This is a genomic window from Aeromonas sp. s6 (assembly GCF_040907815.1).
Classification (GTDB): Bacteria; Pseudomonadota; Gammaproteobacteria; order Enterobacterales; family Aeromonadaceae; genus Aeromonas; species Aeromonas caviae.
In genome coordinates, this window is the sequence record NZ_JBFOCN010000114.1 from 1 (window position 1) to 22,301 (window position 22,301).

At 63.8% G+C, this 22,301-nt stretch carries 15 protein-coding genes, 3 tRNA genes and 1 pseudogene; 7 read left to right on the top strand and 12 right to left on the bottom strand.

What is annotated here, in order from left to right; genetic code table 11:
• Nucleotides 1-254 precede the first annotated feature (254 nt).
• From AB5Y50_RS17325 to AB5Y50_RS17340, 4 genes are all read right to left on the bottom strand, one after another.
• On the bottom strand, nucleotides 255-1,472 hold the full coding sequence (locus tag AB5Y50_RS17325) for a J domain-containing protein (RefSeq protein WP_223955053.1): 1,218 nt from the start codon (nucleotides 1,470-1,472) through the stop codon (nucleotides 255-257).
• A gap of 160 nt (nucleotides 1,473-1,632) precedes the next feature.
• Nucleotides 1,633-1,708: transfer RNA gene (locus AB5Y50_RS17330), tRNA-His, on the bottom strand.
• A 124-nt stretch (nucleotides 1,709-1,832) separates the two neighbouring features.
• Nucleotides 1,833-1,909, bottom strand: a tRNA-Arg gene (locus AB5Y50_RS17335).
• 36 nt (nucleotides 1,910-1,945) lie between these two features.
• A tRNA-Pro gene (locus tag AB5Y50_RS17340) sits at nucleotides 1,946-2,022 on the bottom strand.
• Between the two features lie 203 nt (nucleotides 2,023-2,225).
• Here AB5Y50_RS17340 and folD point away from each other — a divergent pair.
• Nucleotides 2,226-3,083: a bifunctional methylenetetrahydrofolate dehydrogenase/methenyltetrahydrofolate cyclohydrolase FolD gene (gene folD, locus AB5Y50_RS17345; RefSeq protein WP_010674955.1), complete on the top strand. Its 858-nt coding sequence runs from the start codon at nucleotides 2,226-2,228 to the stop codon at nucleotides 3,081-3,083.
• A gap of 85 nt (nucleotides 3,084-3,168) precedes the next feature.
• On the opposite strand, the gene AB5Y50_RS17350 is transcribed toward folD, so the two are convergent.
• The 3 genes and pseudogenes from AB5Y50_RS17350 to AB5Y50_RS17360 all read right to left on the bottom strand — a co-directional run bounded on the left by AB5Y50_RS17350 (nucleotide 3,169) and on the right by AB5Y50_RS17360 (nucleotide 6,432).
• The gene (locus AB5Y50_RS17350) at nucleotides 3,169-4,332 is read right to left on the bottom strand and encodes a PLP-dependent aspartate aminotransferase family protein (protein WP_010674954.1); all 1,164 of its coding nucleotides are present in this window, start codon (nucleotides 4,330-4,332) and stop codon (nucleotides 3,169-3,171) included.
• A gap of 92 nt (nucleotides 4,333-4,424) precedes the next feature.
• Nucleotides 4,425-5,446: pseudogene (locus tag AB5Y50_RS17355) on the bottom strand (isopenicillin N synthase family dioxygenase).
• Nucleotides 5,447-5,793: 347 nt separating this feature from the next.
• Nucleotides 5,794-6,432: an NAD(P)-dependent oxidoreductase gene (locus tag AB5Y50_RS17360; RefSeq protein ID WP_010674953.1), complete on the bottom strand. Its 639-nt coding sequence runs from the start codon at nucleotides 6,430-6,432 to the stop codon at nucleotides 5,794-5,796.
• Nucleotides 6,433-6,532: 100 nt separating this feature from the next.
• Here AB5Y50_RS17360 and AB5Y50_RS17365 point away from each other — a divergent pair, with 100 nt between their 5' ends.
• A complete protein-coding gene (locus AB5Y50_RS17365) occupies nucleotides 6,533-7,432 on the top strand; it encodes a LysR family transcriptional regulator (RefSeq protein ID WP_010674952.1) in 900 nt (299 codons plus the stop codon).
• A gap of 116 nt (nucleotides 7,433-7,548) precedes the next feature.
• Nucleotides 7,549-8,448, top strand: coding sequence for an AraC family transcriptional regulator (locus tag AB5Y50_RS17370; protein WP_029314618.1), 900 nt, complete (start codon nucleotides 7,549-7,551; stop codon nucleotides 8,446-8,448).
• Here the strand turns inward: AB5Y50_RS17370 and AB5Y50_RS17375 are convergent.
• Entirely contained in the window at nucleotides 8,445-10,013 is a 1,569-nt protein-coding gene (locus tag AB5Y50_RS17375; RefSeq protein ID WP_010674950.1) for an EAL domain-containing protein, read from the bottom strand. The two genes, AB5Y50_RS17370 and AB5Y50_RS17375, sit on opposite strands and share 4 nt — an antisense overlap.
• Nucleotides 10,003-11,526: a diguanylate cyclase gene (locus AB5Y50_RS17380; RefSeq protein ID WP_010674949.1), complete on the bottom strand. Its 1,524-nt coding sequence runs from the start codon at nucleotides 11,524-11,526 to the stop codon at nucleotides 10,003-10,005. Before AB5Y50_RS17380 ends, AB5Y50_RS17375 begins: the two co-directional genes overlap by 11 nt.
• A gap of 425 nt (nucleotides 11,527-11,951) precedes the next feature.
• On the opposite strand from AB5Y50_RS17380, the gene AB5Y50_RS17385 reads away from it, so the two are divergent.
• Both AB5Y50_RS17385 and AB5Y50_RS17390 read left to right on the top strand, forming a co-directional pair.
• Nucleotides 11,952-14,096, top strand: a complete 2,145-nt coding sequence (locus tag AB5Y50_RS17385; RefSeq protein WP_368163095.1) for a TonB-dependent siderophore receptor — start codon at nucleotides 11,952-11,954, stop codon at nucleotides 14,094-14,096.
• Between the two features lie 62 nt (nucleotides 14,097-14,158).
• Entirely contained in the window at nucleotides 14,159-14,947 is a 789-nt protein-coding gene (locus AB5Y50_RS17390) for a siderophore ferric iron reductase (protein ID WP_368163096.1), read from the top strand.
• A 73-nt stretch (nucleotides 14,948-15,020) separates the two neighbouring features.
• Here AB5Y50_RS17390 and AB5Y50_RS17395 read toward each other — a convergent pair whose 3' ends face one another.
• Nucleotides 15,021-15,956: a LysR substrate-binding domain-containing protein gene (locus AB5Y50_RS17395; RefSeq protein ID WP_104452998.1), complete on the bottom strand. Its 936-nt coding sequence runs from the start codon at nucleotides 15,954-15,956 to the stop codon at nucleotides 15,021-15,023.
• A 161-nt stretch (nucleotides 15,957-16,117) separates the two neighbouring features.
• On the opposite strand from AB5Y50_RS17395, the gene metE reads away from it, so the two are divergent.
• Nucleotides 16,118-18,382, top strand: a complete 2,265-nt coding sequence (metE, locus tag AB5Y50_RS17400; protein WP_323897522.1) for a 5-methyltetrahydropteroyltriglutamate--homocysteine S-methyltransferase — start codon at nucleotides 16,118-16,120, stop codon at nucleotides 18,380-18,382.
• Nucleotides 18,383-18,475: 93 nt separating this feature from the next.
• Here the strand turns inward: metE and AB5Y50_RS17405 are convergent, their stop codons facing one another.
• Nucleotides 18,476-19,576, bottom strand: coding sequence for a glycosyltransferase family 9 protein (locus tag AB5Y50_RS17405; protein WP_368163098.1), 1,101 nt, complete (start codon nucleotides 19,574-19,576; stop codon nucleotides 18,476-18,478).
• Nucleotides 19,577-19,753: 177 nt separating this feature from the next.
• Between AB5Y50_RS17405 and AB5Y50_RS17410 the strand changes: the two genes are divergently transcribed.
• The gene (locus AB5Y50_RS17410) at nucleotides 19,754-20,878 is read left to right on the top strand and encodes an HPP family protein (RefSeq protein WP_368163100.1); all 1,125 of its coding nucleotides are present in this window, start codon (nucleotides 19,754-19,756) and stop codon (nucleotides 20,876-20,878) included.
• A gap of 79 nt (nucleotides 20,879-20,957) precedes the next feature.
• On the opposite strand, the gene AB5Y50_RS17415 is transcribed toward AB5Y50_RS17410, so the two are convergent.
• On the bottom strand, nucleotides 20,958-22,211 hold the full coding sequence (locus AB5Y50_RS17415; protein WP_048207828.1) for a D-amino acid dehydrogenase: 1,254 nt from the start codon (nucleotides 22,209-22,211) through the stop codon (nucleotides 20,958-20,960).
• Nucleotides 22,212-22,301: the final 90 nt, after the last annotated feature.

Sequence of the window (22,301 nt, forward strand, 5' to 3'; positions counted from 1 at the left end):
AGCTGCTGGACTTGCGTCTGGCCCAATATCAGCAGCGCAAAATCGCATCGGCAGCCGCCATTTCCCCTGAGCCCTTCACAACTATCCACGATGAGGAACAGGCGCTGGCGCCTGATGCCAAAGCGCGTCAGGTGACCCTGATTTAAGGCTGGCTATCCGATAGCACGATCAGTGTAAAAACCAGCAGTGTGAAAACAATCAAGGCGCCAGTGGCGCCTTGATTGTTTGATGAGATGGTCGGTCACCGCTGGCCGTTACCTAAACAGCCATTCCATATCGTCCTCTTCCTCATCCCACCTCATTTGCTGCTGATCCCAGCGGGCCGCCAGATAGGGTTTGAGGGTCTGCAGGGTGGTGATCTCGGCCAGCTGGGCAGTCAGGTGGTCGATATCACGCAGCAAATAGTCCCGATGTTCGGCAAAGGCCTGCTCGGTCTTTTTCTTGGATGATTGCTTGAATTTGTGCAGCACCGCGCCCATTAGCCCGTCTTGCCCGCCGTAGTAGCTGACTTCGAGCTCGCGTAGCTGGCGTTTCAGCATCGGGTTGAGGTAAGCGAGGTTCTCGTCACTGAGCAGGTTATCGAACTCGGGTAGGTGAGCGTGGGCCAGCTGTAACAGGGTGAACATCTCTTTGTTTTCCCAAGCCTGACTGAGTTGGCCCATGATGCGGGTCTTTTCCGCCTGCATGGCGGGGTCGGGTTCCCGATCCGGGTGCAGCGCCAGGGCGAGCTTGCGATAGAGCTGCTTGAGGCTGGATTTGCTGAACAGCTGTTCGATGCGCATCTCTTCCTCTTGCTCACGACGGGTGCGCGTGTGGGCAAAAGCATCTTGCTGCTCAGCGCCGAAGGGGGACTCATCGGCAAACAACTCATCATCGTCGAAGAGGGCATCCTCTTCCTCACCAGCGGTGTCACTCCCGTTGGCCATTTTCTGCTTCGCCGCGTTTATCAGGTACTCGTGCAACAGAGCGGGGTTTTTGACCATATCGCGCAAGGTGTCGATGTCTTCGGGGCAGTGACCACAAGTTTCCATCAGCATATGGGTAAGTTCATCACACTGATAGTCGAGCTGTTCGTCATCCATGTGCAGGGCGGTATTGGTTTGGATTTGGTGATAGAGGGGGGCCAAATCCATCTCGCCACGAAACGGATTGGACTCGAGATAGTTGATGAGATCGTGGATCCAGTGGTGCAAGGTCTCCCGTTGCCACTGGGTAAAGCTCTTGCGAGCCGTAAAGTCGGTCAGTCGCTTGGTGAGGGCAAAGATGAGCTCGCATTGTTGACGCTCAAGGGGTTCGATGTCGCTGGTGAAGCGCTGATAGATATCGCGGCCGTTGAGGGTTTGCTTGTCGATTTTTGCCTGTAGCTTTTCGAGCGCTTGCCAGTTGCGGTGGAAGAGATCGAGGGCGGGGTTACCCGTCGTGGGGGAGGGCTGGCGAGCGGGCTGCTTGCGAGCTGGATTACGAAGAGACATAGGCCGCCTCCATAGGCGTTATTTTGTTCGCTAAAACAAAAAAACTGGCGCGGGGCCGGTTTATCGCCGCGCATAAATAGCGCGAAGTCTGCCTTGCAGATGAGTTGCTGGCCATATTAAAGCCTTTCTTACGCAACAGATAGCAACAACAGAGAAATAATGGGGTGGCTGATGGGGCTCGAACCCACGACAACCGGAATCACAATCCGGGACTCTACCAACTGAGCTACAACCACCACTGAAATCATCGCCATTTTGTGTCTGCCAAGGCCTGGCCAAGGTCATCCTGAGATAATCTGCCGAATGGACGATAAGTCACACTCTTCATCAATAACTCAATGATTTAAAACACATTTTAAATGGCGCGCCCTGCAGGATTCGAACCTGCGACCCACGGCTTAGAAGGCCGTTGCTCTATCCGACTGAGCTAAGGGCGCGTTGTATCAAGAAATCCGGGGATTTCCCGATGAACCTGGTCGGTGATAAAGGATTCGAACCTTTGACCCTCTGGTCCCAAACCAGATGCGCTACCGGGCTGCGCTAATCACCGAAAATTCGCCATCCAGCATACCTTCGGCGGCACCACTGGGCAACGGGCGGGCATCATACCCAAGCGCCAAAGTCAGCGTCAACGACTTTTTCCACCAGTAAATTCAAGTGCCTACTTATTGCCCTCCCTGCGAGAGCCGCTAACACCCGCGCCAAAAAAATGCGACAATGCGCCGCAGTTGAACACATGGTGAGTGAAGAACGATGTCTGCCAAAATCATTGATGGAAAACAGGTTGCGCAAACGATTCGCAATCAGGTCGCAGCGCAAGTCCAACAGCGGTTGGCGCAGGGGAAACGGGCACCGGGTCTGGCGGTGATCCTGGTGGGGCTGGATCCGGCCTCCCAAGTCTATGTGGGCAGCAAACGTCGCGCTTGTGAAGAGGTGGGATTTGTCTCCCGCTCCTATGACCTCAGCGCCACGGCGACACAAGCGGAGCTGCTGTCCCTGATCGACCAGCTCAACGAGGATCCGGAAGTGGACGGCATCCTGGTGCAGTTGCCCTTGCCGGCCCACTGCGATACCACCCAGGTACTGGAGCGCATTCGTCCCGACAAGGACGTTGATGGCTTCCATCCCTACAACGTGGGTCGTCTGGCCCAGCGCATCCCGGCGCTGCGACCCTGCACCCCCAAGGGGATCATGACCCTGATCGAGACCACAGGCGTCAAGACCCACGGTCTGCATGCGGTGGTGGTCGGGGCTTCCAACATCGTGGGGCGCCCCATGACGCTGGAGCTGCTGCTGGCCGGTTGCACCACCACCACCTGTCACCGCTTCACCCAGGATCTGGAGACCCAGGTGCGCCGGGCCGACTTGCTGGTCGTGGCGGTGGGCAAGCCCAACTTCATTCCGGGGGAGTGGGTCAAACCCGGTGCCCTGGTGATCGACGTGGGCATCAACCGCCTTGCGGACGGCTCCCTGGTGGGAGATGTGGAGTATGAGACCGCGCGCAATCATGCCGCCTTCATCACGCCGGTACCGGGGGGCGTGGGCCCCATGACGGTCGCCAGCCTGATGGAGAACACCCTGAGCGCCTGCCAGGATTACCACGACGCCTGATGAGGGCGCCGGGCAGAAAAATAGAAAGGGAAGGCATTGCCTTCCCTTTTTTTATTGCGTCACTCCCCCGGATCGCCACTGGATATCAGAGGAGGGCCAGGGCGGCGGCCAGATCGGCAATCAGATCGTCGGCGTCTTCCACCCCGATGCTGAAGCGGATGAGATCGTCATTGACCCCGGCGGCGAGGCGGCTCGCCTCGTCCATGGCGGCGTGGGTGGTGCTGGCCGGATGGCAGGCCAGGCTCTCGAGATCGCCGAGGCTCACCGCCTGCACGAAGAGTTGCAGGTTGTCGAGCAGGGTAGCGCTGCGCTCAAACCCCCCTTCCAGCTCGATGCTCACCATGCCGCCAAAGCCGCTGGCGAAGGCGCCGAGGGCATCGTGGCCCGGATGGCTGGCAAGGCCCGGGTAGATCACCTTCTTCACCGCCGGGTGGGCATCCAGGAACTCGGCCACCTTCTGGGCGTTGTGCAGGTGGGCATCCATGCGCAGGGGAAGGGTCTTGACCCCCCGTTGCAGCAGGTAGGCCTCCTGCGGGCCGATGGGAGAGCCGATGTGCTTGAGGGCCACGGTGCGAATCGACTTCATCAGCTCATGACGACCCGCCACCACCCCGGCGATGATGTCGCCGTGACCGCCCAGATACTTGGTGCCGCTGTGCATGACGATGTCGATGCCAAGCTCGAGCGGGCGCAGCAGGTAGGGGGTGAGGAAGGTGTTGTCACATACCGTGATGGCGCCCACCTTGCGGGCCGCCTCCACCACCACCCGCGGATCCACCACCTTGAGGGTGGGATTGGTCAGGGTTTCGAACAGTACCACCTTGGTGGCGGGGCGGATGTTGGCCAGCAGCGCCTGATCGCTCTCGTAGGCGGTGATCTTGATGCCGGCGCGGCTGAAGGTCTGCTTGAGGAAGGCATCGGTGCCGCCGTAGAGGGGGCCGATATAGGCCACTTCATCACCGCTGTCGGCCAGGGCATACATGATGGCACTCACCGCCGCCATGCCGCTTGCCACCACCAGTGCCTCATCTGCACCTTCGAGGGCTGCCAGCTTCTGCTCCAGCTCGGCGGTGGTGGGGTTGCCAAAGCGGCTGTAGATGAAGCCGGGAGCCTGACCGGCGAAGCGCTCCTTGCCCGCCTGGGCGTTGAAGTAGCTGAAGGTGCTGCTCTGGTAGAGCGGGGTGGTGAGGGCGCCGGTCTGGGGATCGATCCGCTGGCCGCTGTGCACGCTCATGGTCTTGAATTTCATTTTTGTACTCCGTCATTGCCAGGCTGTTGCCCGACTGCTTGTGTTATCCGGGGCGCCGTCGCGCCCCTTTTCTAATGTCGTGTGGCGGGTTGTCAGACTAGCGCTGGCTCGCGCTGCGGCTCGCCTGCATAGTGGCGGGCCGCCACATCCGGGTGGGAGCGCAGCCTCCCCTTGAGCACGTTTTCCCCCACCTGATAAAAGAGCGGGTTGGCGGGATCGCTCTGGGGCCCTTCGGCCAGCGCCGCCAGCTCGGGGGAGAGGCTAAGCAGTGGCACAGTCGCATCCAGCCTTGCCGCCATGAAGAAGGCGCAGGAGAGGCGCGATACCCCGGGAGGCGGGCTCACCACCCGGTGCAGGGTGGCCTTGAGGTAGCCGTCGGACGCGAGCTCCAGCAGCTCGCCGATGTTGACCACCAGGGCGCCCGGCAGGGGGGGCGCGGGGATCCAGCCATCTGCCGTCTCCACCTCGAGCCCGGAGTGATCGTCCTGCATCACCAGGGTCAGGTAGCCGGGATCCTTGTGGGCACCTACCCCCTGACCACTGCTGCCTTCCGGTTGTCCGGGGTAGTGAATGAGCTTCATGTGCTGGTAGGGGGCACCGCGAATGCTCTCATCAAATACTCCGGCGGGCTGCCCCAGCACCTCTGCGAAGGCATCCAGCAGGGTGAGGGTGATGTCGCTCAGTCGATCCTGCCATGCCAGCAGCCGTGTCTTCATCTCGGGCAGGGCGGCGGGCCACTGGTTGGGGCCGATGAGGCGCTGCCAGGGTTCACGAATGTGCGCCACAGGCAGGGCCTGGGCCTCGTTCATGATATCGAACTGCTCCCGCAGATCCGGCCGTGCCCGGGTGGCTCTGCCCCCACCTGGTTGTAGCCGCGAAAGTGGGGGGAGTGGACCATCTGCACCGCCAGTTTTTCTTCAAGTGGCAGGGCGAAGAAGCGGGCGGCGAGCGCCAGGGTCTCCTGGCGCGCCGATTCGCTCAGATCATGGCCCACCAGATAGAAAAAGCCCACTTCGCGGGCGGCCTGGCCAAGCTGCGCCAGCATCTGGCTGCGTGCAGCCGGGGTGCCCTTGAGGGCGGCGAGATCGATGATCGGCAATGATGGGGTGGTCATGGGCATCTCCTCACTTTCCGTGAACGGGGTCTGCGTGCCCCGGCGTGCGGGGTGTTGCGAAACCGGGGCGCACTCTTCTTGAGTGGCGCCGTTTGGGTTGAGGGTGATGCTACTGTTCGAGGTTATAAGGTGGAAGCAACAAAATATTCTTAGTTATATACAAAATTCGAAATGGAATTCGGACTTGAGCGAATGGAACGAGCAACGGGCGGCTCAGGCGGCGATCTGCCGTACCGGGTGAGAGCGACATTGGCGTGACGGGATAGACGCGGGAGAGAAAAGGCGGAGGGAGGCATCCGCCTCCCTCCGTGGGACTGTCATGGGAAGGGTTGCTGGCGCGCCTTTCCTCAATAACCCAGGGTGAAACGCTGGCGCAGGTGAGCCGGTGCTTGCACCTCGTTCAGCACCCCGTCCGCCAGATCGCCGACCGTGATCCCGGCGGGCTGCTCGCCGCTGAACAGCACCTGATCCGTGCCAAGGCGGTAACCGCCGCGCTTCTCGCCGGGTTCGAGGAACACGGGTGGGGAGACGAAACGCCAGTCGAGGGTGGTTTCCCGGCGAAGGGCGGTGAGACCATCCCGGGCCGCGAGGGCCCCTTGCTTCCACTCTGCCGGGAACTCCGGGGTGTCCACCAGCTGCACGCCCGGGGCGATTTCCAGACTGCCGGCACCGCCGACCACCAGCAGCCAGCTCCCGGCGTCGTTGGCGGCGGCCACGATAGCGCTGGCCCCCTTGAGGTACTGATCGTAGATGTCCGTGGCACTCCAGCCCGGGTTGTAGGCACTGATCACCCGATCGTGCCCCTTGAGCACCTTGGCCAGTGCCTGGCTGTCCTGGGCGTCCACCGCCACGGCGGTGACTTGCGGGTGAGCGGCGACCTTGCTCACGTCACGCACGATGGCGGTGACCTGATGACCGCGGCTGACGGCCTCCTGGAGGATGGCTGAACCGACAAAACCGCTGGCACCGATGAGGGCAATCTTCATGGGAATTCTCCTTCACTGTGGGAATGGGGCTATCCTACGCCCCCGAGTGTGATTTAATAATCCACTTAAAATTGCATTCACTTGTAAGCAGGGCTTCATAATGGATCAGCTCAGACGCTACGCCATCTTCGCGGCCGTGGTGGAGGCGGGCAGCATGACCGGCGCCGCCAAGGCCCTCGGCATGACCCCGTCCGCCGTCAGCCAGCATATCAGCCAGCTGGAGAGCCTGCTCGGCCTCACCCTGCTGCACCGCTCCACCCGCCGCCTCAGCCTGACCGAGGCGGGGGAAGTGGTGTGGCAGGGTTGCCAGTCGTTGCAGCAGACCCTGAACGACACCGAGCTGCGCCTCTCGGAGGTGCGCGACAGCCTGCTCGGAGAAGTGCGGATCACCGCGCCGGTGGGGATGGCGGGCCAGCCCCTGGCGCGGGCGCTCTCGCCGCTGCTGCAGGCGCACCCGGGCCTGGGCATCCAGATCATTGCCGACGACGAGAAGCGGGATCTCATCAAGGATCGCATCGACGTGGCGCTGCGGGTCGGCACGCTTGAAGATTCCACCCTGGTGGCGCGCAGACTGGGTCAGACCCGGATGCTGCTGTGTGCCTCGCCCGCCTATCTGGCACGCAAGGGCACGCCGCGCAGCCCGGCGGATCTGCTGGCCCACGACTGGCTGGCCTCGGACATGCTGGGGGGTGGGATACTGCTGCTGGACGAGAAGGGGGAGGCCCACAAGATCAAGCCCAAGCCCAGGGTGCTGTGCAACAACGTCTTGCCCCTGCGCCAGTTCACCCTGGCAGGGCAGGGGATTTCGCTGCAACCGGAAGGTGAAATAGAAGAAGATATCGCCACCGGTCGATTGCTCGTGCTGCTGCCGGGCTTTTTGGCCCCTCCCATGGAGATCCATGCCATCACCCCCCAGCGGGAGATCCCGGAGAAGGTGCGGCGGGTGATCAGCGCCCTTCGCAGCCACTTTGCCGAGCATGGCCAGAGCCGTCTACCCTGAGCGGGGCGGGATGAATAGCCAGGCGGTGCGCCGGCCTTGCGGTCGGCGCGACACCCCTGTTTAATGTGGCCCTCCCGGGCCAGAGCGCCCTCTGCTGGCGTGGTCTCAAGCGCATCATGACACCGACTTCTCCCCACCCACTCCGTGAGCCGGCACCCGAGGCGCGCGCCCACCTCATCCGCATCGAGCGAGTGCTCGACTACATCCATGCCAATCTGGATCAGCCGCTCTCCCTGGAGGCGCTGGCCCGGCAGAGCTGCTGGTCCCGCTGGCAGTTGCAACGGGTATTCCTGCATGAGACGGGCCAGACGGTGGCTCACTATGTGCGCGAGCTGAAGCTGAGCATGGCGGCGGAGGCGCTGCTCTCCACCCGGCTGCGGGTGCTGGATGTGGCGCTGGATCACGGGTTTGGCTCGGAAGTGAGTTTCAGCCGCGCCTTCAAGCAGCAATTTGGCTGCTCGCCGCTGGCGTATCGCAAGCGGGGCCTGCGGCTGGGGTTGCGCACGCCCCTGGTGCGGGCGGCGGTCCCCCGCTCTGCCTCTCCCAACCTGGTGCAGGTGCGCATAGAGAGCCTGCCGGCGTTCACCTTGCAGGGAGTCAGTGGCACGATCCGGGGGTTGTTCGATGCCTCACCGGATTTTCAGCAGACGGTGCCCGCCATCTGGCGAGCGCTGCGCGAGACGGGGGCGCTGGACCTGTCGAGGGAATGGCTGGGGGTGGTGGGTGTATCGGGGGCAGGGGAACGGCTGCCTTACTGGGCCGGGGTGACCACGACGGCGCCTACGCCCCCCGGCCTGTCGAGTCTCAACGTGCCGGCTCAGGAGTATGCCGTGCTCACCCACAAAGGACCCATTGCCCAGCTGGGGGAGAGCCTGCACTGGTTCATCCTGCACTGGCTGCCGGAGTCGGCATACTGGGGGCTGGACGGTTTCGAACTGGAGCGCTATGCCCCCGGCTTTGACGGCCAGCAGCCCGACGCCACCATGGAGTACTGGCTGCCCGTCGCCCCTCGTTAGGGAAGGAGGCTCACCCCGGCATGGCGCCGGGATGGCTCCGGGCGTGTGGCGCTGGTCAGGAGATCAGTGAACTGGGCCGGTGGCAGCGGCTTGGCGAAGTAGAAGCCCTGCAGGTAGTCGATGCCATAGTGGCGTGCCATCTCGGCCTGTTCCTGGGTCTCCACCCCTTCGGCGACCAGAGCCAGCCCCATGCGATGGGCGAGATCCAGGATGTTTTCGACGATATGGCGGGAGGGGCCTTCCTCTTTCATTCCCTTGATAAAGCTGCGATCGATTTTGATGATGTCCACATGGAACATCTGCAGATAGCAGAGGCTGGAGTGGCCGGTGCCAAAGTCATCGATGGCGATGAGCACGCCCAGCTCGTCCAGGGCATCGAAGATGGCGCGGGTCTGCTCGTCCGCATCCACCATCTCCCGCTCCGTCACCTCGAGCACCAGACGCAGATCCTGACCCGGGAAGGCGCGAAGAAAGTCGCGGCACTCGGCGACGATGTCCTGGTTTTTGAAGTGCTGGGCGCAGACATTGACGGCGACGTGAAAGCCGAGGGGCAGCCTGTTGGCCACCCCGACCAGATAATCCCGGGTCTGGGCCATCAACTGGCGAGTCATCGGCACTATGTAGCCGCACTCCTCCGCGAGGGGGATGAAGTGGTTGGGGGCAATCATCCCTTGTGTGGGATGACGCCAGCGCATCAGCACTTCACAACCGCGCAGGCGCCCCTGCCTGTCCATCACGGGTTGCAGATGGGGGATGAACTCCCGGGCCGCCATGGCTCTGGCAAGCTCGCTGCGAGGGGAGCCGCTGCGCCCCCTCAGATAGAAGGTGAGCAGCCCCAGCAACAGCGCCAGCACAGGGGCGGCAAGCAGGTTCTCCTGGTTGTACGCCCAGGCAAACGCCAGCACTTCCTTGTAACCGTTGAGCGCCACCAGGCGATAGGGATGAGCGGTGGGCTCGCTTTGTTGCAGACGCTGTCCCCCTTCCAGCAGGCGGGCTGCGGGCAGGGTCCTGCCGTGGCCATCGAGGGCCTGGTCCCCGAGGAGGAAGAAGAGGTTGTCCTCTCCCATCACGGCCTGCAAGGCGCCGAAGATGTGGAAGCCGTCCAGCTCCACCAGCAGGGTGCGATCGCCGGATGGCTGACGGTAGAGGATGGCGGTCTGCCCGGTGATGGGGCTGTGTCTGGCGAGGATCAGCGTCTGGTTGCCCGCCGGGCCACGGGGAATATCCCGGGTGAGGATGGGCCTGTGCAGGGTGGTACAGCGCAGTTGCTGCCCCTCCAGCACATAGAGTGCCCGCGCATAGGGGGAGGCGGTGATGAGGTCGCGCAGGGCCAGTTGCTCATCCTGGCAGCGGCCCATGGCGAGGGGGCGGGCGGCCTTAACCAGGGACTGACCGTCGTTGATGGCACTCTCTATCATGGCCCGGGCATGGTTCAGGCTGCGCGCGTTGTCCTTGCGAAGGCCGCTGGCCGCCTGCAGGAGGTTGAGGGCGGTGAGGCCGACCAGCAAGAGGAGCCCGAGCACGATGGCCAGACGCAGACGCTGTGCCAGGGGATCAGTCGGCATGGTGCACCCGATTCTTGCCGGCATCCTTGGCCTGATAGAGCGCCTGATCGACCCGCGCCAGCAGTTGCTCGGCGGACTCCTGTCGCCACAGTCCCAACCCGGCAGAGAAGGTCACCACCAGTTCCGGTTCGCGCCATGACCGCTGTGCCACCTGGGTGCGCCACTGTTCAATCAGCCTCCGTGCTCTGACGCTGTCCTCCCCGGGAATGATGATGGCCAGCTCCTCGCCGCCGTAGCGATAGAGGGTGGCCTCCTTGCCTGCAATCTGCCGCCCTTTCCGGGCCACCGCCCACAGGACGTCGTCACCGACCGGGTGGCCGTGGGTGTCATTGATGGATTTGAAGTTGTCCAGATCGATCAACCCCAGGCAGAAAGGGCGGCCGGCGATCAGCTGGTCGTCGAGTGCCTTGTCAAAGCAGCGGCGATTGAACAGGCCCGTCAGGGCATCCGTGTTGGACGCCTCCACGGCTTCCTGCATCTGGCGATGGCCGTTCTGGATCTCCTGGCGCAACTGATCCCCCGGTTTGCCCGCGTGGATGCGTCCGGCGCGCATCAGGGCGATGATCTCGAAGATCATCTTGCTGAGCACATGACGCAAGGACCACCAGCAGAGCAGGCAGATCAGCATGCAGCCCACCAGGGTGATCTGGAGCTGGTGGGACTCGCGGCTGCTTACCTCCTTGAACCTGGCATCGCTGACGGCATAGATGACGAACCAGTCCGGGTTGGAGAAGGAGTGGTAGTAGAGGTGGGTCTGGCGCTTTGCATCGAAGAGGTGGTCGGCGCCGTTGGTCATCTGCTCGATGAGCCGGCGGTCCACGCGATGGCGAAACAGGTTCCCCACATCCGAGTGCAGCAGGATGTCGCCTGCCCGATCGACCAGGTAGAACTCCCCCTTGAGAGGGCTCATGAGCTGACGCAGGGGATAGCTCATCTGCTCGAGATCCACGTTCATGGCCAGGGTGCCGAGGAAGAACCCCTCCTTGTCGAGCAGGGGGCGGGAGACGGAGACGCTGCGGCTCTTGTCATCGAACTTGCTGGTGTAGTGGTCGGTGTAGTGCACGAAGAGGGTTCGCACGGCGGCCGCGAGAAACCAGGGGCGCTCCCTGGCATCAACGTGCTCCTCGACCGGCAGATGGGGGATGGCGTTGAACCGCCCCTGCGGATCGGCGAGCAGGATGCTCTTCACATAGGGGGTGAGCGCCAACGTTTGCATCAGGGAGAGGCTAAGGGGCGTATGATCCTCATTGAGGAAGGCATCCAGGCCTGATTCATCGATGACACTGCCCGTTTCGTTGAGGACATGCTCCAGTGACTTGAACTGTGGCTCGATGGACTGGGTCGCCATGTTGTGCACGAACATGGCCGCCACCTTGTGGTACTTGCGCTCGGCAGAGGTCCGGATGCTGACACTGACGGCCATCAGGGCGATAAGCAGGGTCAGGATGATGACTCCGAAGGTGACGTTGAGCTGGGTATCGCAGTGCAGATTTTGGTGGGCGGTCTCATTCATAGGCGTGTGCTGATGGCTTGGTATTGTCTCAATCAGGGCTGATAAAAGGGTGGGCATGCTATCGCCTCCTTTATCAATAGCGATTGACCAGGATCAACAAGGGGAGGGAGAACGCGACCATACTTATCTGATGAGTGTGAATATGGTGGTGAAAATGCCGCCATGTTCTGAATATGTGATGGTTACTTTCTAATTGGCTGTGCAAGTGAAGGCGGTGTCCTTCATCAGGCGGCCATGATGGGCCTCCCTGAGAGCCTCGACGGCGTTGCCATGTTGCCTCCGATAACAGATGGCGTGCCTGCCACCCTCGCTTTCCCCGCTCCCCCGCCAACATGCCCCAAATTGTTAATATCGGGGCAAAATAGAACAATAAAATGCAAATGATATTTGTTACTATTCACATGCAGTAAGTAATCGAGGATCAGATGCAGCTTGTTCACCCCCCTTTGACCCTGGTCGCCGTGACCATCTCCACCCTGCTTGCAGGCTCTGTACAGGCCGCCGCGCCCGAAAGCCAGGATACGGCCACCGCCGACGAGACCCTGACCGTGCTCGGCCAGACCTATCGCAACACCGCGACCAAGACCCGGCTCGACCCCATCGAGACGCCCCAGGCCATCTCGGTGGTGGATGGGGAGACCCTGTCGCTGCGCGGTGTCAGTTCGGTGAGCGAGGCGCTGCGCTACGTGCCCGGTGTCAACACCGAGCTGCGGGGCGGGGCGGTCAATCGGCTGGATCTGTTCAACATCCGTGGCTTTGACAACTACCAGAACTTCTATGACGGCCTGCTGCTCCAGTACAACGACTGGAACCTGCAACCCCAGATCGATCCGGTGGCCATCGAGCAGCTGGAGGTGTTCAAGGGGCCGACATCGGTGCTCTATGGCAGCATGCCCCCCGGCGGCATGGTCAACCTCATCGCCAAGCGCCCCCAGCGGGAGAGCAAGCACAACGTGAGCGTGGCGACCGGCACGGGCACCCTCAAGGAGATGACCCTCGACAGCACCGGTGCCATCAACGAGCAGCTCGCCTATCGGCTGGTGGGACTGGCCCGGGAGAAGGATGGCCAGGCGGTGACCTCGAAGGAGGAGCGCTACGTCTTTGCGCCGTCCCTGGACTGGCAGCTCGGCGAGCGCACCCTGCTGAACCTCAACCTTTACTACCAGAAGGATCCCGAGGCCGGCATCTACACCACTGTGCCCGCCAGCGGCTCGGCCAAGTCCAACCCCCTGGGGCAGCTTGGCAGCGACACCTTCCTTGGCGACGAGAACTGGAACGAGTACAACCGGGACGTGACCCTGCTGGGCTACAAGCTGAGCCACGACTTCAACGAGCGCTGGCAGGTGCTGCAAAATGCCCGCTACATGGATGCGTCTGCCTATCAGCGCAACACCTACAACGCGGCCCTGGCGGCGGACAACCGCACCCTGGCCCGCAACGCCTATCTCACCGATGAAGACTCTCGCGGCGTTGTCATCGACAACCAGCTGGCGGGCAAGGTGCAGACGGGCTCTGCCCAGCACAACCTGCTGCTTGGGGTCGATTACCAGTACCTGGATGCCCATATCCTCTACCGGGATACCCTCGACTACTCGGCGCCCAGCATCGACATTTTCAACCCGAACCATAGCCAGATAGTCCCAGAGGCACTCACTTTCAACTACCAGGATAAAAAGGTGATCCGTCAGTCCCAGACCGGCGTCTATCTGCAGGATCAGGTGCGCCTCGATCGGCTGGTGGCCATCGGCGGCGCCCGCTACGACCGCTACCGGATGGACACCGACAGCCGGACCCTCTATCAGGGGGCGGACAGCCAGACCCTGGCCCACCTCGATCAGGACAACCTCTCCTTCCGCGTCGGCGCTCTCTATGAGCTGGATGGCGGCTTCTCCCCCTATGCGAGCTATGCCGAGAGTTTCGAGCCGGTGCCGGGGGCGGACAAGCAGGGTCAGGCGTTCAAACCGGCGACCGGTCATCAGTGGGAAGGGGGCGTCAAGTTCCTCTCCGACGACATGAGCAAGACTGCGACGCTGTCGGCGTTCCACATCACCAAGAAGAATGCCCTGGTGACGGACCCGGACAATGTCTACGGGCCCAAGCTGCAGACCGGGGAGACGGTCTCCAGGGGCATCGAGCTTGAGGGGAGAGCCGATCTCACCAGCCAGCTGGATCTGGCCCTCAACTACACCCTGATGGACATGGAGATCACGCGCGATACCACCACGTTGCAGGGCAAGACGCCGGTCTGGGTCCCCAGACAGATGGCGTCGCTGTGGAGCAACTACTACCCGGGTGGCAACCTCGAGGGGATGCGAGTGGGCGCCGGCCTGCGCTACGTGGGGGAGGCCGAGATGGATGCCGCCAACACCGACAAGGTACCGGACTACCTCCTGATGGACATGTCCGCCTCCTACGATCTCGCCGCCCTCAGCGCAAGCCTGAAGGGGGTAGGTGTATCACTTGGCGCCAGTAACCTGTTCAACAAGACCTACTACTCCTGCTACGACCAGAACAACTGCTGGTTCGGGGCCGAACGAAGCGTGGAGGCGCGACTCAAATACGCACTCTGACCTTGCGCCCCGGCACGCGCCCGGGGCCCTTTCAACGAATGGGCGAGGAGAGGGCGCGCGGTGTGCCGCGCAGCCTTGGCCGGGAGAAAGCGGACGCGGAAGGCGCCCTCGTCTCGGATCACCAGGCCCTGTTCGCTGCGGCGGCCAGCCTGATCCCGTCCCTCAAGGGGAATCTGGTGGCGGCCGGTGACGTACGCCCGCCACTGACGGATGCCATCGGAGCGACGTCGGCCGAGGTGGCCGCAGCCCTCCATGCGCACTGGCAGCAGGCGCACCCGGAGGCGGGGCCCGCCTACTGGCTCACCCGCAGCTGGGGCATGCTCTGCTGGCAGTCCATCTATCTCGCCATGGTGGCCGTCTACCGCCATCAGGCCGTGCCTGCCCTCGACAGGCTGGGACAGGGGCATGAGGCCGGCGTGGTGTCGGGCTTTACCCTGCCGGCCGAGCCCATGATCAGAGGGGAGGTCGGCGTGTTGATCAAGACGGCCGGGGAGCGACTCCAGGCGCACTGGCAGGGGCAGTTCACCCTCCTTGGGACGGCGCAGCGGCTGCGCCCCGGTTTCGTGCGCCCGCTCCTGGCGGACGATCTGCTGGCGGCCCTGGTGCGGGTACCCGATTTCTTCGGGGAAGTGAGTCGGGAGGAGGTGAGGGCCCATGCCCCCCTCTGGCTTGAATCCTGTGGCCTGCCGTCGGCACATCTGACGGGCTGGCGCGAGGCGGGGCTGCCCCGGGACGAGGCCTTCCCGGGCTATGTGCGTCAGCGCTGCTGCCTGCACTACAAGCGCCGGGATGGGGAACTGTGTGGCAACTGCCCGCGAAGGCTGGGTGGGGCGAGGGGTGATGAATGCTGATACCCGACTCTTCGTCTGCGCGGGCAACCCGTGGTGAAAGCCGCCTGATCCTGGCGGCTTTTTTGTGCCCGGCTTACTGGGCCGCCATCCGGGTGCGAATGCGCTCGAACAGGCTCTGCAGGCAGGCCTGATCTTTGTCGGCGGCGCGCACGGCGCCATACATGTGGCGGCGAATGCCCTCCCCGAGAGGGCGCGCCTCAAGCAGGCCCTGGCGCACGAACTCCTCGCTGGCCCAGCGGGGCAGGGCGGCGAGCCCGAGTCCGGCGGCGGCCATCTGCAGCATGACCGAGGTGTTGTCCACCGGTTTGCAACGGGCGGGCTCCACCCCGGCCGGTTGCAGGAAACGGCTGAACACGTCCATGCGCGCCCGCTCCACCGGGTAGACCAGCAGCACCTCCGGTCGCAGATCGTCTGGTGCGATGCGCCGCTGCTGGCAGAGGGGGTGATCCGGCGCCATCACCAGGGTGAGATCGAAGGCGAACAGCGGCTCGAAATGAAGATCTCCGCGGGCCTGCACATCCGAGGTGAGCAGCAGGTCGAGCTGGCCGCCAAGCAGGGCACTGATGGCATCGAAACCCGGCACCGACTCCACCTCCAGATCCACGCCGGGCCACTGGCGGCGAAAGTCCGGCAACAGCGGGAGCAGCCACTGGATGCAGCTGTGGCAATCGAGGGCCAGATGCAGCCTGCCCGCCTCGCCGCTGTGCAGGGCGACCAGCTGACGCTCGGTCTGGGCCAGGGCGGGCAGCACCTGACGGGCCAGGGCCAGCAGATGCTGGCCTGCCGCCGTCAGCACCAGAGGGCGGCTTTTTCGAAGAAACAGCTCCAGATTGAGGCGGGTCTCCAGCTCCTTGAGCTGGTGGGAGAGGGCGGACTGGGTGAGGTTGAGGCTGAGCGCGGCCCCGGCCAGGGACCCTTGCTCGGCCAGGGCGCTGATGGTCTTCAGGTGTTTGAGATCGATGCCCAGATTGCTGCTCTGAGGGGGGCTGGATGGGGTGGGCGCGACCATGGCACTGCTCCTTTGTGCGTCAGTTGAGAAATTCTTGAGAGCCAGTTGAAGAGGATTCAATAGCCAAGGCCACCTTATCTTGTCATTTTGGATGTGTAAACATCTGGATGGCCAAACAATCCAGATCCTCATCAGATAAACGAGCATAAGGAATGGAACCTATGACCTTCGCACACACCCTGGGCTTTCCCCGTATCGGCGCCAAGCGCGAACTGAAATTTGCCCTCGAATCCTACTGGCGTGGCGAAACCACCCAGGCCGAGCTGGTCGCCGTGGGCAAGAGCCTGCGTGAGCGCCACTGGCAGGCCCAGCGTACCGCCGGGGTCAACCTGCTGCCGGTGGGGGATTTTGCCTGGTACGATCAGGTGCTGGGTACCAGCCTGCTGGTGGACGCCGTGCCTGCCCGTCACCGCCACGGCGACACCGACCTCGACACCCTGTTCCGGGTGGCCCGTGGCCGTGCGCCGACCGGCCCGGCGGCCGCCGCAGCCGAGATGACCAAATGGTTCAACACCAACTACCACTACCTGGTGCCGGAATTTTACCGTGACCAGCGCTTCAAGCTGGGCTGGAGCCAGCTCTTTGACGAGGTGGAGGAGGCGAAGGCCCTTGGGCTGCCGGTCAAGGCGGTGTTGCTGGGCCCCGTCTCCTACCTCTGGCTTGGCAAGGAGAAAGAGAGCGGCTTCTCCCGCCTCGAACTGCTGGATCGCCTGCTGATCGTCTACCAGGAGATCCTGGCCAAACTGGCGGCCCAGGGGGTGGAGTGGGTGCAAATCGACGAGCCGGCCCTGGCGCTGGACCTGCCGGACGAGTGGCGCCTGGCCTACCTCAAGGCATATGAGCGCCTGAGCGGCCCCTGCAAGCTGCTGCTCACCACCTACTTCGGGTCCGTGGCCCATCAGCGGGACATCATCACCAGTCTGAAGGTGGACGGCCTGCACCTGGATCTGGTGGCAGCCCCCGAGCAGCTGGAGACCCTGGTCCCGCACCTGCCGGCCCAGTGGGTACTCTCGGCGGGTGTCATCAACGGCCGCAACGTCTGGCGTGCCAACCTGGCCAAGCTGGCGCCGACCCTCAAGGCCTTGAAAGAAAAGCTTGGTGAGCGCCTCTGGGTGGCCTCCTCCTGTTCCTTGCTGCACAGCCCGGTGGATTTGACCCTGGAGCACGAGCTGGATCCCCAGACTCGCAGCTGGTTCGCCTTTGCCCTGCAAAAGTGCTATGAGCTGGGGCTGCTGTCCGACTACCTGGACGGTGGCGCCCTGGACAAAATCGAGGCTTACAGCCAGCCCATCGTGGATCGGGAGTCTGACAGCCGGGTTCACAAGAAGGTGGTGCAGTCGCGCCTCGCCAGCCTGACCAACAGTGACTTCGATCGCCAGAGCGCCTACCCGGTGCGTGCCGACGCGCAGCGCTCGGATCTGAAGCTGCCGCTCCTGCCCACCACCACCATCGGCTCCTTCCCGCAGACCTCTGAAATCCGGGTGCTGCGTCAGGATTGGCGTGCCGGGCGCATCGATGACCAGGCCTACGAGGCGGGCATCCAGGCCCAGATCAAGGATGCGATTGAGCGCCAGGAGGCCATCGGGCTGGACGTGCTGGTGCACGGCGAGGCCGAGCGCAACGACATGGTGGAGTATTTCGGGGAGCTGCTGGACGGCTTTGCCATCACCCGATTTGGCTGGGTACAGAGCTATGGCTCCCGCTGCGTCAAGCCGCCGGTGATCACCCGTGACATCGACCGTCCGACCCCCATGACCCTTGAGTGGACGAAGTTTGCCCAGAGCCTGACCGACAAGCCGGTGAAGGGCATGCTGACCGGCCCCGTGACTATTCTCTGCTGGTCCTTCCCGCGGGAAGACGTGAGCCGCGAGCAGTCCGCCCTACAGATTGGCCTGGCCATTCGCGACGAGGTGGCTGACTTGGAAGCCGCCGGCATCAAGATCATCCAGATCGACGAGCCGGCGATCCGCGAAGGGCTGCCCCTGCGCAAGCAGGATCACCAGGCCTATCTGGACTGGGCGGTGCGCGCCTTCCGCCTGAGTGCAAGCCCGGTGGTGGACAGCACCCAGATCCACACCCACATGTGTTACAGCGACTTCAACCTCATCATCGAGGCGGTGGCGGCGCTGGACGCGGATGTGATCACCATCGAGACGAGCCGCAGCCAGATGCAGTTGCTCGAAGCGTTCGAGCGCTTCAACTACCCCAACGAGATCGGTCCGGGCGTCTACGACATCCACTCGCCGAACGTACCGAGCCAGGGCTGGATTGAAGACCTCATCCGCAAGGCTGCGCAACAAATCCCGGCAGACCGGCTCTGGGTGAACCCGGACTGCGGCCTCAAAACCCGCGGCTGGGAAGAGACCACCGCTGCCCTGAAGGTGATGGTCGATGCGACCCGGGCGCTGCGCGCCGAGCTGGCCTGAGGGCTTCCATTCACCCGGACGAGCGCCCGGTGAGTGTCACCAAGACGAGAGAGGGAAGGCGACAGCCTTCCCTCTTTTTTGCATGGCCGCCCCCTAGAGGGGGATCAGGGCGGGCCGGTAGCGGGTGGGGGAAACCGACATCGTCACCGGGTGAGGGGCGCTTGCGAGCGCCTCGGCCAGCCACTGGCGGTCGAGGGGGATGGCATTGCGATCCTCGATCACCAGATTGAGGTGTTGGGCGCCCAGGCACCCGTAGCGGGCGGGGTCGGTCTGGGTAAAGAGGCCAAGACAGGGCACACCGCTGGCGGCAGCCAGGTGCAGGGGGCCGGTGTCGGCGCTGACGAAGAGGGAGAGGCCGCCCGTGAAGCGGGCCAGCTCCCCCATGTTGCCAAGGGAAACGTGCACGTCCCCGAGCGGGTGCTGGGGGGCGGCGGGATCCGCGAGCTGGATCAGCAGGGCATCCGGGCTGTGACGGCGCAGATCCCCAAGCAACCGCTGCCACTGGGGCTGGGAGAGCCCCTTGCCCTTGCGAGCGCCGGTGAAAAAGCCGATCAGGGGACGGCCAGGATGGGCTCGTCGCAGCGCACTCAAGGCCGGGCTTGGCCCCTGCAACAGGCTGCCAAGGGGGATGGGTTCAGCCGGATTGCCCGGTATGCCGAGCAGTTGCAGGGGCTGGTGGGCGTAGTGGCACTCACTGTCCGGAGCCTGCGGACGCGGGAAGATGAGATCCCCGTGACCATCGTCGAAGCCGCATTTCTCACGGGCCTGTACCCAGGCGGCGATGAAGTGATCCGTACTGGAGGCGAAGGGGACGTAGACCCTGTCGTAGTGCTGGCGGCGCAGACGCGAGAGTGCCGAGAGGGCGCCCGGCAGGTGTCTGCCCTGCAACCGGATCTGATGAATGTGCCGCAGGGGCAGATCGGCCAGGAAGGGGAGCAGGGCGGTGGGGCTGCACACCAGCTCCAGCTCGGCGTGGGGATGGGCGCGATGAAGCTGGTGCAGGAAGGGCAGCAGGAAGAGGTTGTTGCCGATGCGGTTGGTGCTGCGAATGACCAGGATCCGGCGGGGTGCCTGCGAAGAGGGCTGCAATGCGCTGCGACTGGCAAGCCAGCCGAGCAGGGTTCGCTCCAGTCCCGCCGTCCAGACCCGGCGTTGGCCGTCGAAGCGGCGCAGGGCATCGTTGAGGTGAGTCATACCGTTGGGCTCCTGTGTTGGGATGGCGTAAAGGGTGCCAGCGGACTCTTAAGACAATGTTAAGAAGGGAAAAAGCGTGCGGCTGATGGCCATGGCGGAGCGGGGGGCTGGTGCGGGACGGGGGAAAGTGGCTAGAATTGCGTATTTGAAATAAATGTTATCGTCCGCGGGAGCACCATGCAGTTCAGGGATTTTTTGCCGGTATCGACCAATACCAGCGTCAAAGAGAGTTGTTACGGCGCCCTTGGCGCCCTCATCGGCTTGCTCGGCACCGCCTTGCTGTGCCGCTGGGGGCTGGGGCTCGAGGTGCACTGGCTCATCGCGCCCATGGGGGCCTCCGCCGTGCTGCTGTTTGCAGCCCCCGCGAGCCCCCTGGCCCAGCCCTGGTCCATCCTTGTGGGCAACGGGGTGTCGGCCCTGATGGGGGTATTGAGTGCGAGCCTGGTGCCTGACATGGCTATCGCCTCGGCCCTGGCGGTGATGCTGGCCATCGCCGCCATGTTCCTCACCCGCAGCCTGCACCCGCCCGGCGGCGCCGTGGCCCTGACCGCCGTCATCGGCGGCGAGGGGATCCGGGCGCTCGGGGTCGGCTACGTGCTGCTGCCGGTGCTGCTCAATTCCCTGTTGCTGCTGAGTCTGGGCTTGCTCTACAACCGCGCTCTGGGGCGTCGTTATCCCCATGGTGGCAAGGCGGCGCCCAATCGCCACCAGACGGCGGATCCCCAGCCGAGCGCCCGGCTCGCCACCCAGGACATCGACTTTGCCCTGGAAAAACACGGGGAACTGCTGGACATCAGCCGCCAGGATCTGCAGGAGCTGCTGCAGGAGGCCCAGCTTCATGCCCTGCGGGGGCGAGTGGGGACGGTGCGTTGCCAGGATGTGATGTCGCGGGATCTCGTCGTGACGACGCCACAGGCGCTCGCCATGGAAGCGTGGCATCTGCTCTCCCACCACCAGATCAAGGCGCTGCCGGTGGTGGATGAGGGGGAGAGGCTGGTCGGCATCATCACCCTGCACGACCTGATGATCGACCGGGCGGGTCGCCAGCCGAGGGCGAAGGAGGCCCTTGAGCAGCAGCAGGTGGCAGATCTGATGACCCGGGAGGTGCAGACGGCGCGGCTCTACCAGCCTCTCTACGATCTGGTGGAGGCCTTCTCCGACGGGGGGCTGCACCACATGCCGGTGGTGGAAGGGGAGCAGCTGGTGGGCATCATCACCCAGTCCGACATGGTGGCGGCGCTCTTCACGCTGGCCCTGAAACCCGGACTGACGAGCGAGGAGGCGACCCCGGTGTCGTCGTAGCCAGGGGGGCAAGAAAAAAGAGGGCGTGCCAGGCACGCCCTCTTTCTTTCGCAGACTTGCACAGACGGGTGGCCAATGCCTAGCCGTAGCGGGCCAGGGTGAGCCCCTCGTCGCTGATATCCGGGGTATTGCCCGAGATGAGATCGCTGAGCAACTGGCCCGATCCTGCCGCCATGGTCCAGCCCAGGGTGCCGTGGCCGGTATTGAGCCAGAGCCCGGGGATGGGGCTTGGGCCCACCAGGGGCGTGCCGTCCGGCGTCATGGGGCGCAGCCCGGTCCAGAAGGTGGCCTGCTCCAGATTTCCCCCCTGGGGGAAGAGATCCCTCACCACCATGGCCAGGGTATCGTGGCGCCTCGGGTTGAGCGCCAGGTTGAAGCCCGAGAGTTCGGCCATGCCCCCCACCCGGATCCGTTCGTCGAAGCGGGTGATGGCGACCTTGTAGGTCTCGTCCAGCACGGTGCTGCGCGGGGCGCCCTCGGCATCCGTCATCGGCAGGGTGAGGGAGTACCCCTTGACCGGGTAGACGGGGAGCTCAATTCCGAGGGGGCGCAGGAAGCCGGTGCCATAACTGCCGAGGGCACAGACGATGGCGTCGGCCTGGAAGCGCTGCTCGCCGGCACGGACCGCCACGGCGCGTCCCTTCGCGATCTCGACCTCGTCGATGGCGCAGTTGAAGACGAAGTTCACCCCGAGCCGACGCGCCTCGTCCGCCAGGGCCTGGGTGAAGCGGAAACAGTCACCGGTTTCATCTCCCGGCAGGCGCAGGCCGCCCACCACCTTGCCACGCACCCTTGCCAAGGCGGGCTCGACCTCCTCGCAGCCGTCGGCATTCAGAGACTGATAGGGGACGCCGTACTCCTCGAGCACGGCGATGTCGCGCTGGCTGGCATCGAGCTGGGCCTGACTGCGAAACAGTTGCAGGGTGCCGAGCTGGCGCCCTTCGTAGTCGAGCGCCAGCTCGCCCCGCAACTGCTTCATGCAGTCGCGGCTGTACTCGGCCAGCCGCACCATGCGCCCCTTGTTGACTGCATAGGCCGCTGGCGTGCAGTTGGCGAACATCTTCAGCATCCAGCGCAGCTGGAAGGGGTCCGAGGTGGGTCGCACCGTGAAGGGTGCATGTTTTTGCAGCAGCCATTTGGCTGCCTTGAGGGGAATGCCGGGGGCAGCCCAGGGGGAGGCATAACCCGGGGAGATCTGACCCGCGTTGGCATGGCTGGTTTCAAGGGCCACCCCGTCACGCCGCTCCAGCAGGGTCACCTTGTGACCGGCCTTGGCCAGATACCAGGCGCTGGTCACACCGACCACGCCACCACCGAGTACCACAATGTCCATCTTGTCTCTCCTTGACTGGGGCCTCCACCTTAATCAGCCGCCACAGGATATTCAACTGGTGTCGATGTCATTGGTGGTTATCGCTATTTA

Bases quoted from the DNA above. Each gene is read 5' to 3' on its own strand.
- AB5Y50_RS17325 (WP_223955053.1), bottom strand. From the start codon at position 1,472: ATGTCTCTTCGTAATCCAGCTCGCAAGCAGCCCGCTCGCCAGCCCTCC.
- folD (WP_010674955.1), top strand. From the start codon at position 2,226: ATGTCTGCCAAAATCATTGATGGAAAACAGGTTGCGCAAACGATTCGC.
- AB5Y50_RS17350 (WP_010674954.1), bottom strand. From the start codon at position 4,332: ATGAAATTCAAGACCATGAGCGTGCACAGCGGCCAGCGGATCGATCCC.
- AB5Y50_RS17360 (WP_010674953.1), bottom strand. From the start codon at position 6,432: ATGAAGATTGCCCTCATCGGTGCCAGCGGTTTTGTCGGTTCAGCCATC.
- AB5Y50_RS17365 (WP_010674952.1), top strand. From the start codon at position 6,533: ATGGATCAGCTCAGACGCTACGCCATCTTCGCGGCCGTGGTGGAGGCG.
- AB5Y50_RS17370 (WP_029314618.1), top strand. From the start codon at position 7,549: ATGACACCGACTTCTCCCCACCCACTCCGTGAGCCGGCACCCGAGGCG.
- AB5Y50_RS17375 (WP_010674950.1), bottom strand. From the start codon at position 10,013: ATGCCGACTGATCCCCTGGCACAGCGTCTGCGTCTGGCCATCGTGCTC.
- AB5Y50_RS17380 (WP_010674949.1), bottom strand. From the start codon at position 11,526: ATGAATGAGACCGCCCACCAAAATCTGCACTGCGATACCCAGCTCAAC.
- AB5Y50_RS17385 (WP_368163095.1), top strand. From the start codon at position 11,952: ATGCAGCTTGTTCACCCCCCTTTGACCCTGGTCGCCGTGACCATCTCC.
- AB5Y50_RS17395 (WP_104452998.1), bottom strand. From the start codon at position 15,956: ATGGTCGCGCCCACCCCATCCAGCCCCCCTCAGAGCAGCAATCTGGGC.
- metE (WP_323897522.1), top strand. From the start codon at position 16,118: ATGACCTTCGCACACACCCTGGGCTTTCCCCGTATCGGCGCCAAGCGC.
- AB5Y50_RS17405 (WP_368163098.1), bottom strand. From the start codon at position 19,576: ATGACTCACCTCAACGATGCCCTGCGCCGCTTCGACGGCCAACGCCGG.
- AB5Y50_RS17410 (WP_368163100.1), top strand. From the start codon at position 19,754: ATGCAGTTCAGGGATTTTTTGCCGGTATCGACCAATACCAGCGTCAAA.
- AB5Y50_RS17415 (WP_048207828.1), bottom strand. From the start codon at position 22,211: ATGGACATTGTGGTACTCGGTGGTGGCGTGGTCGGTGTGACCAGCGCC.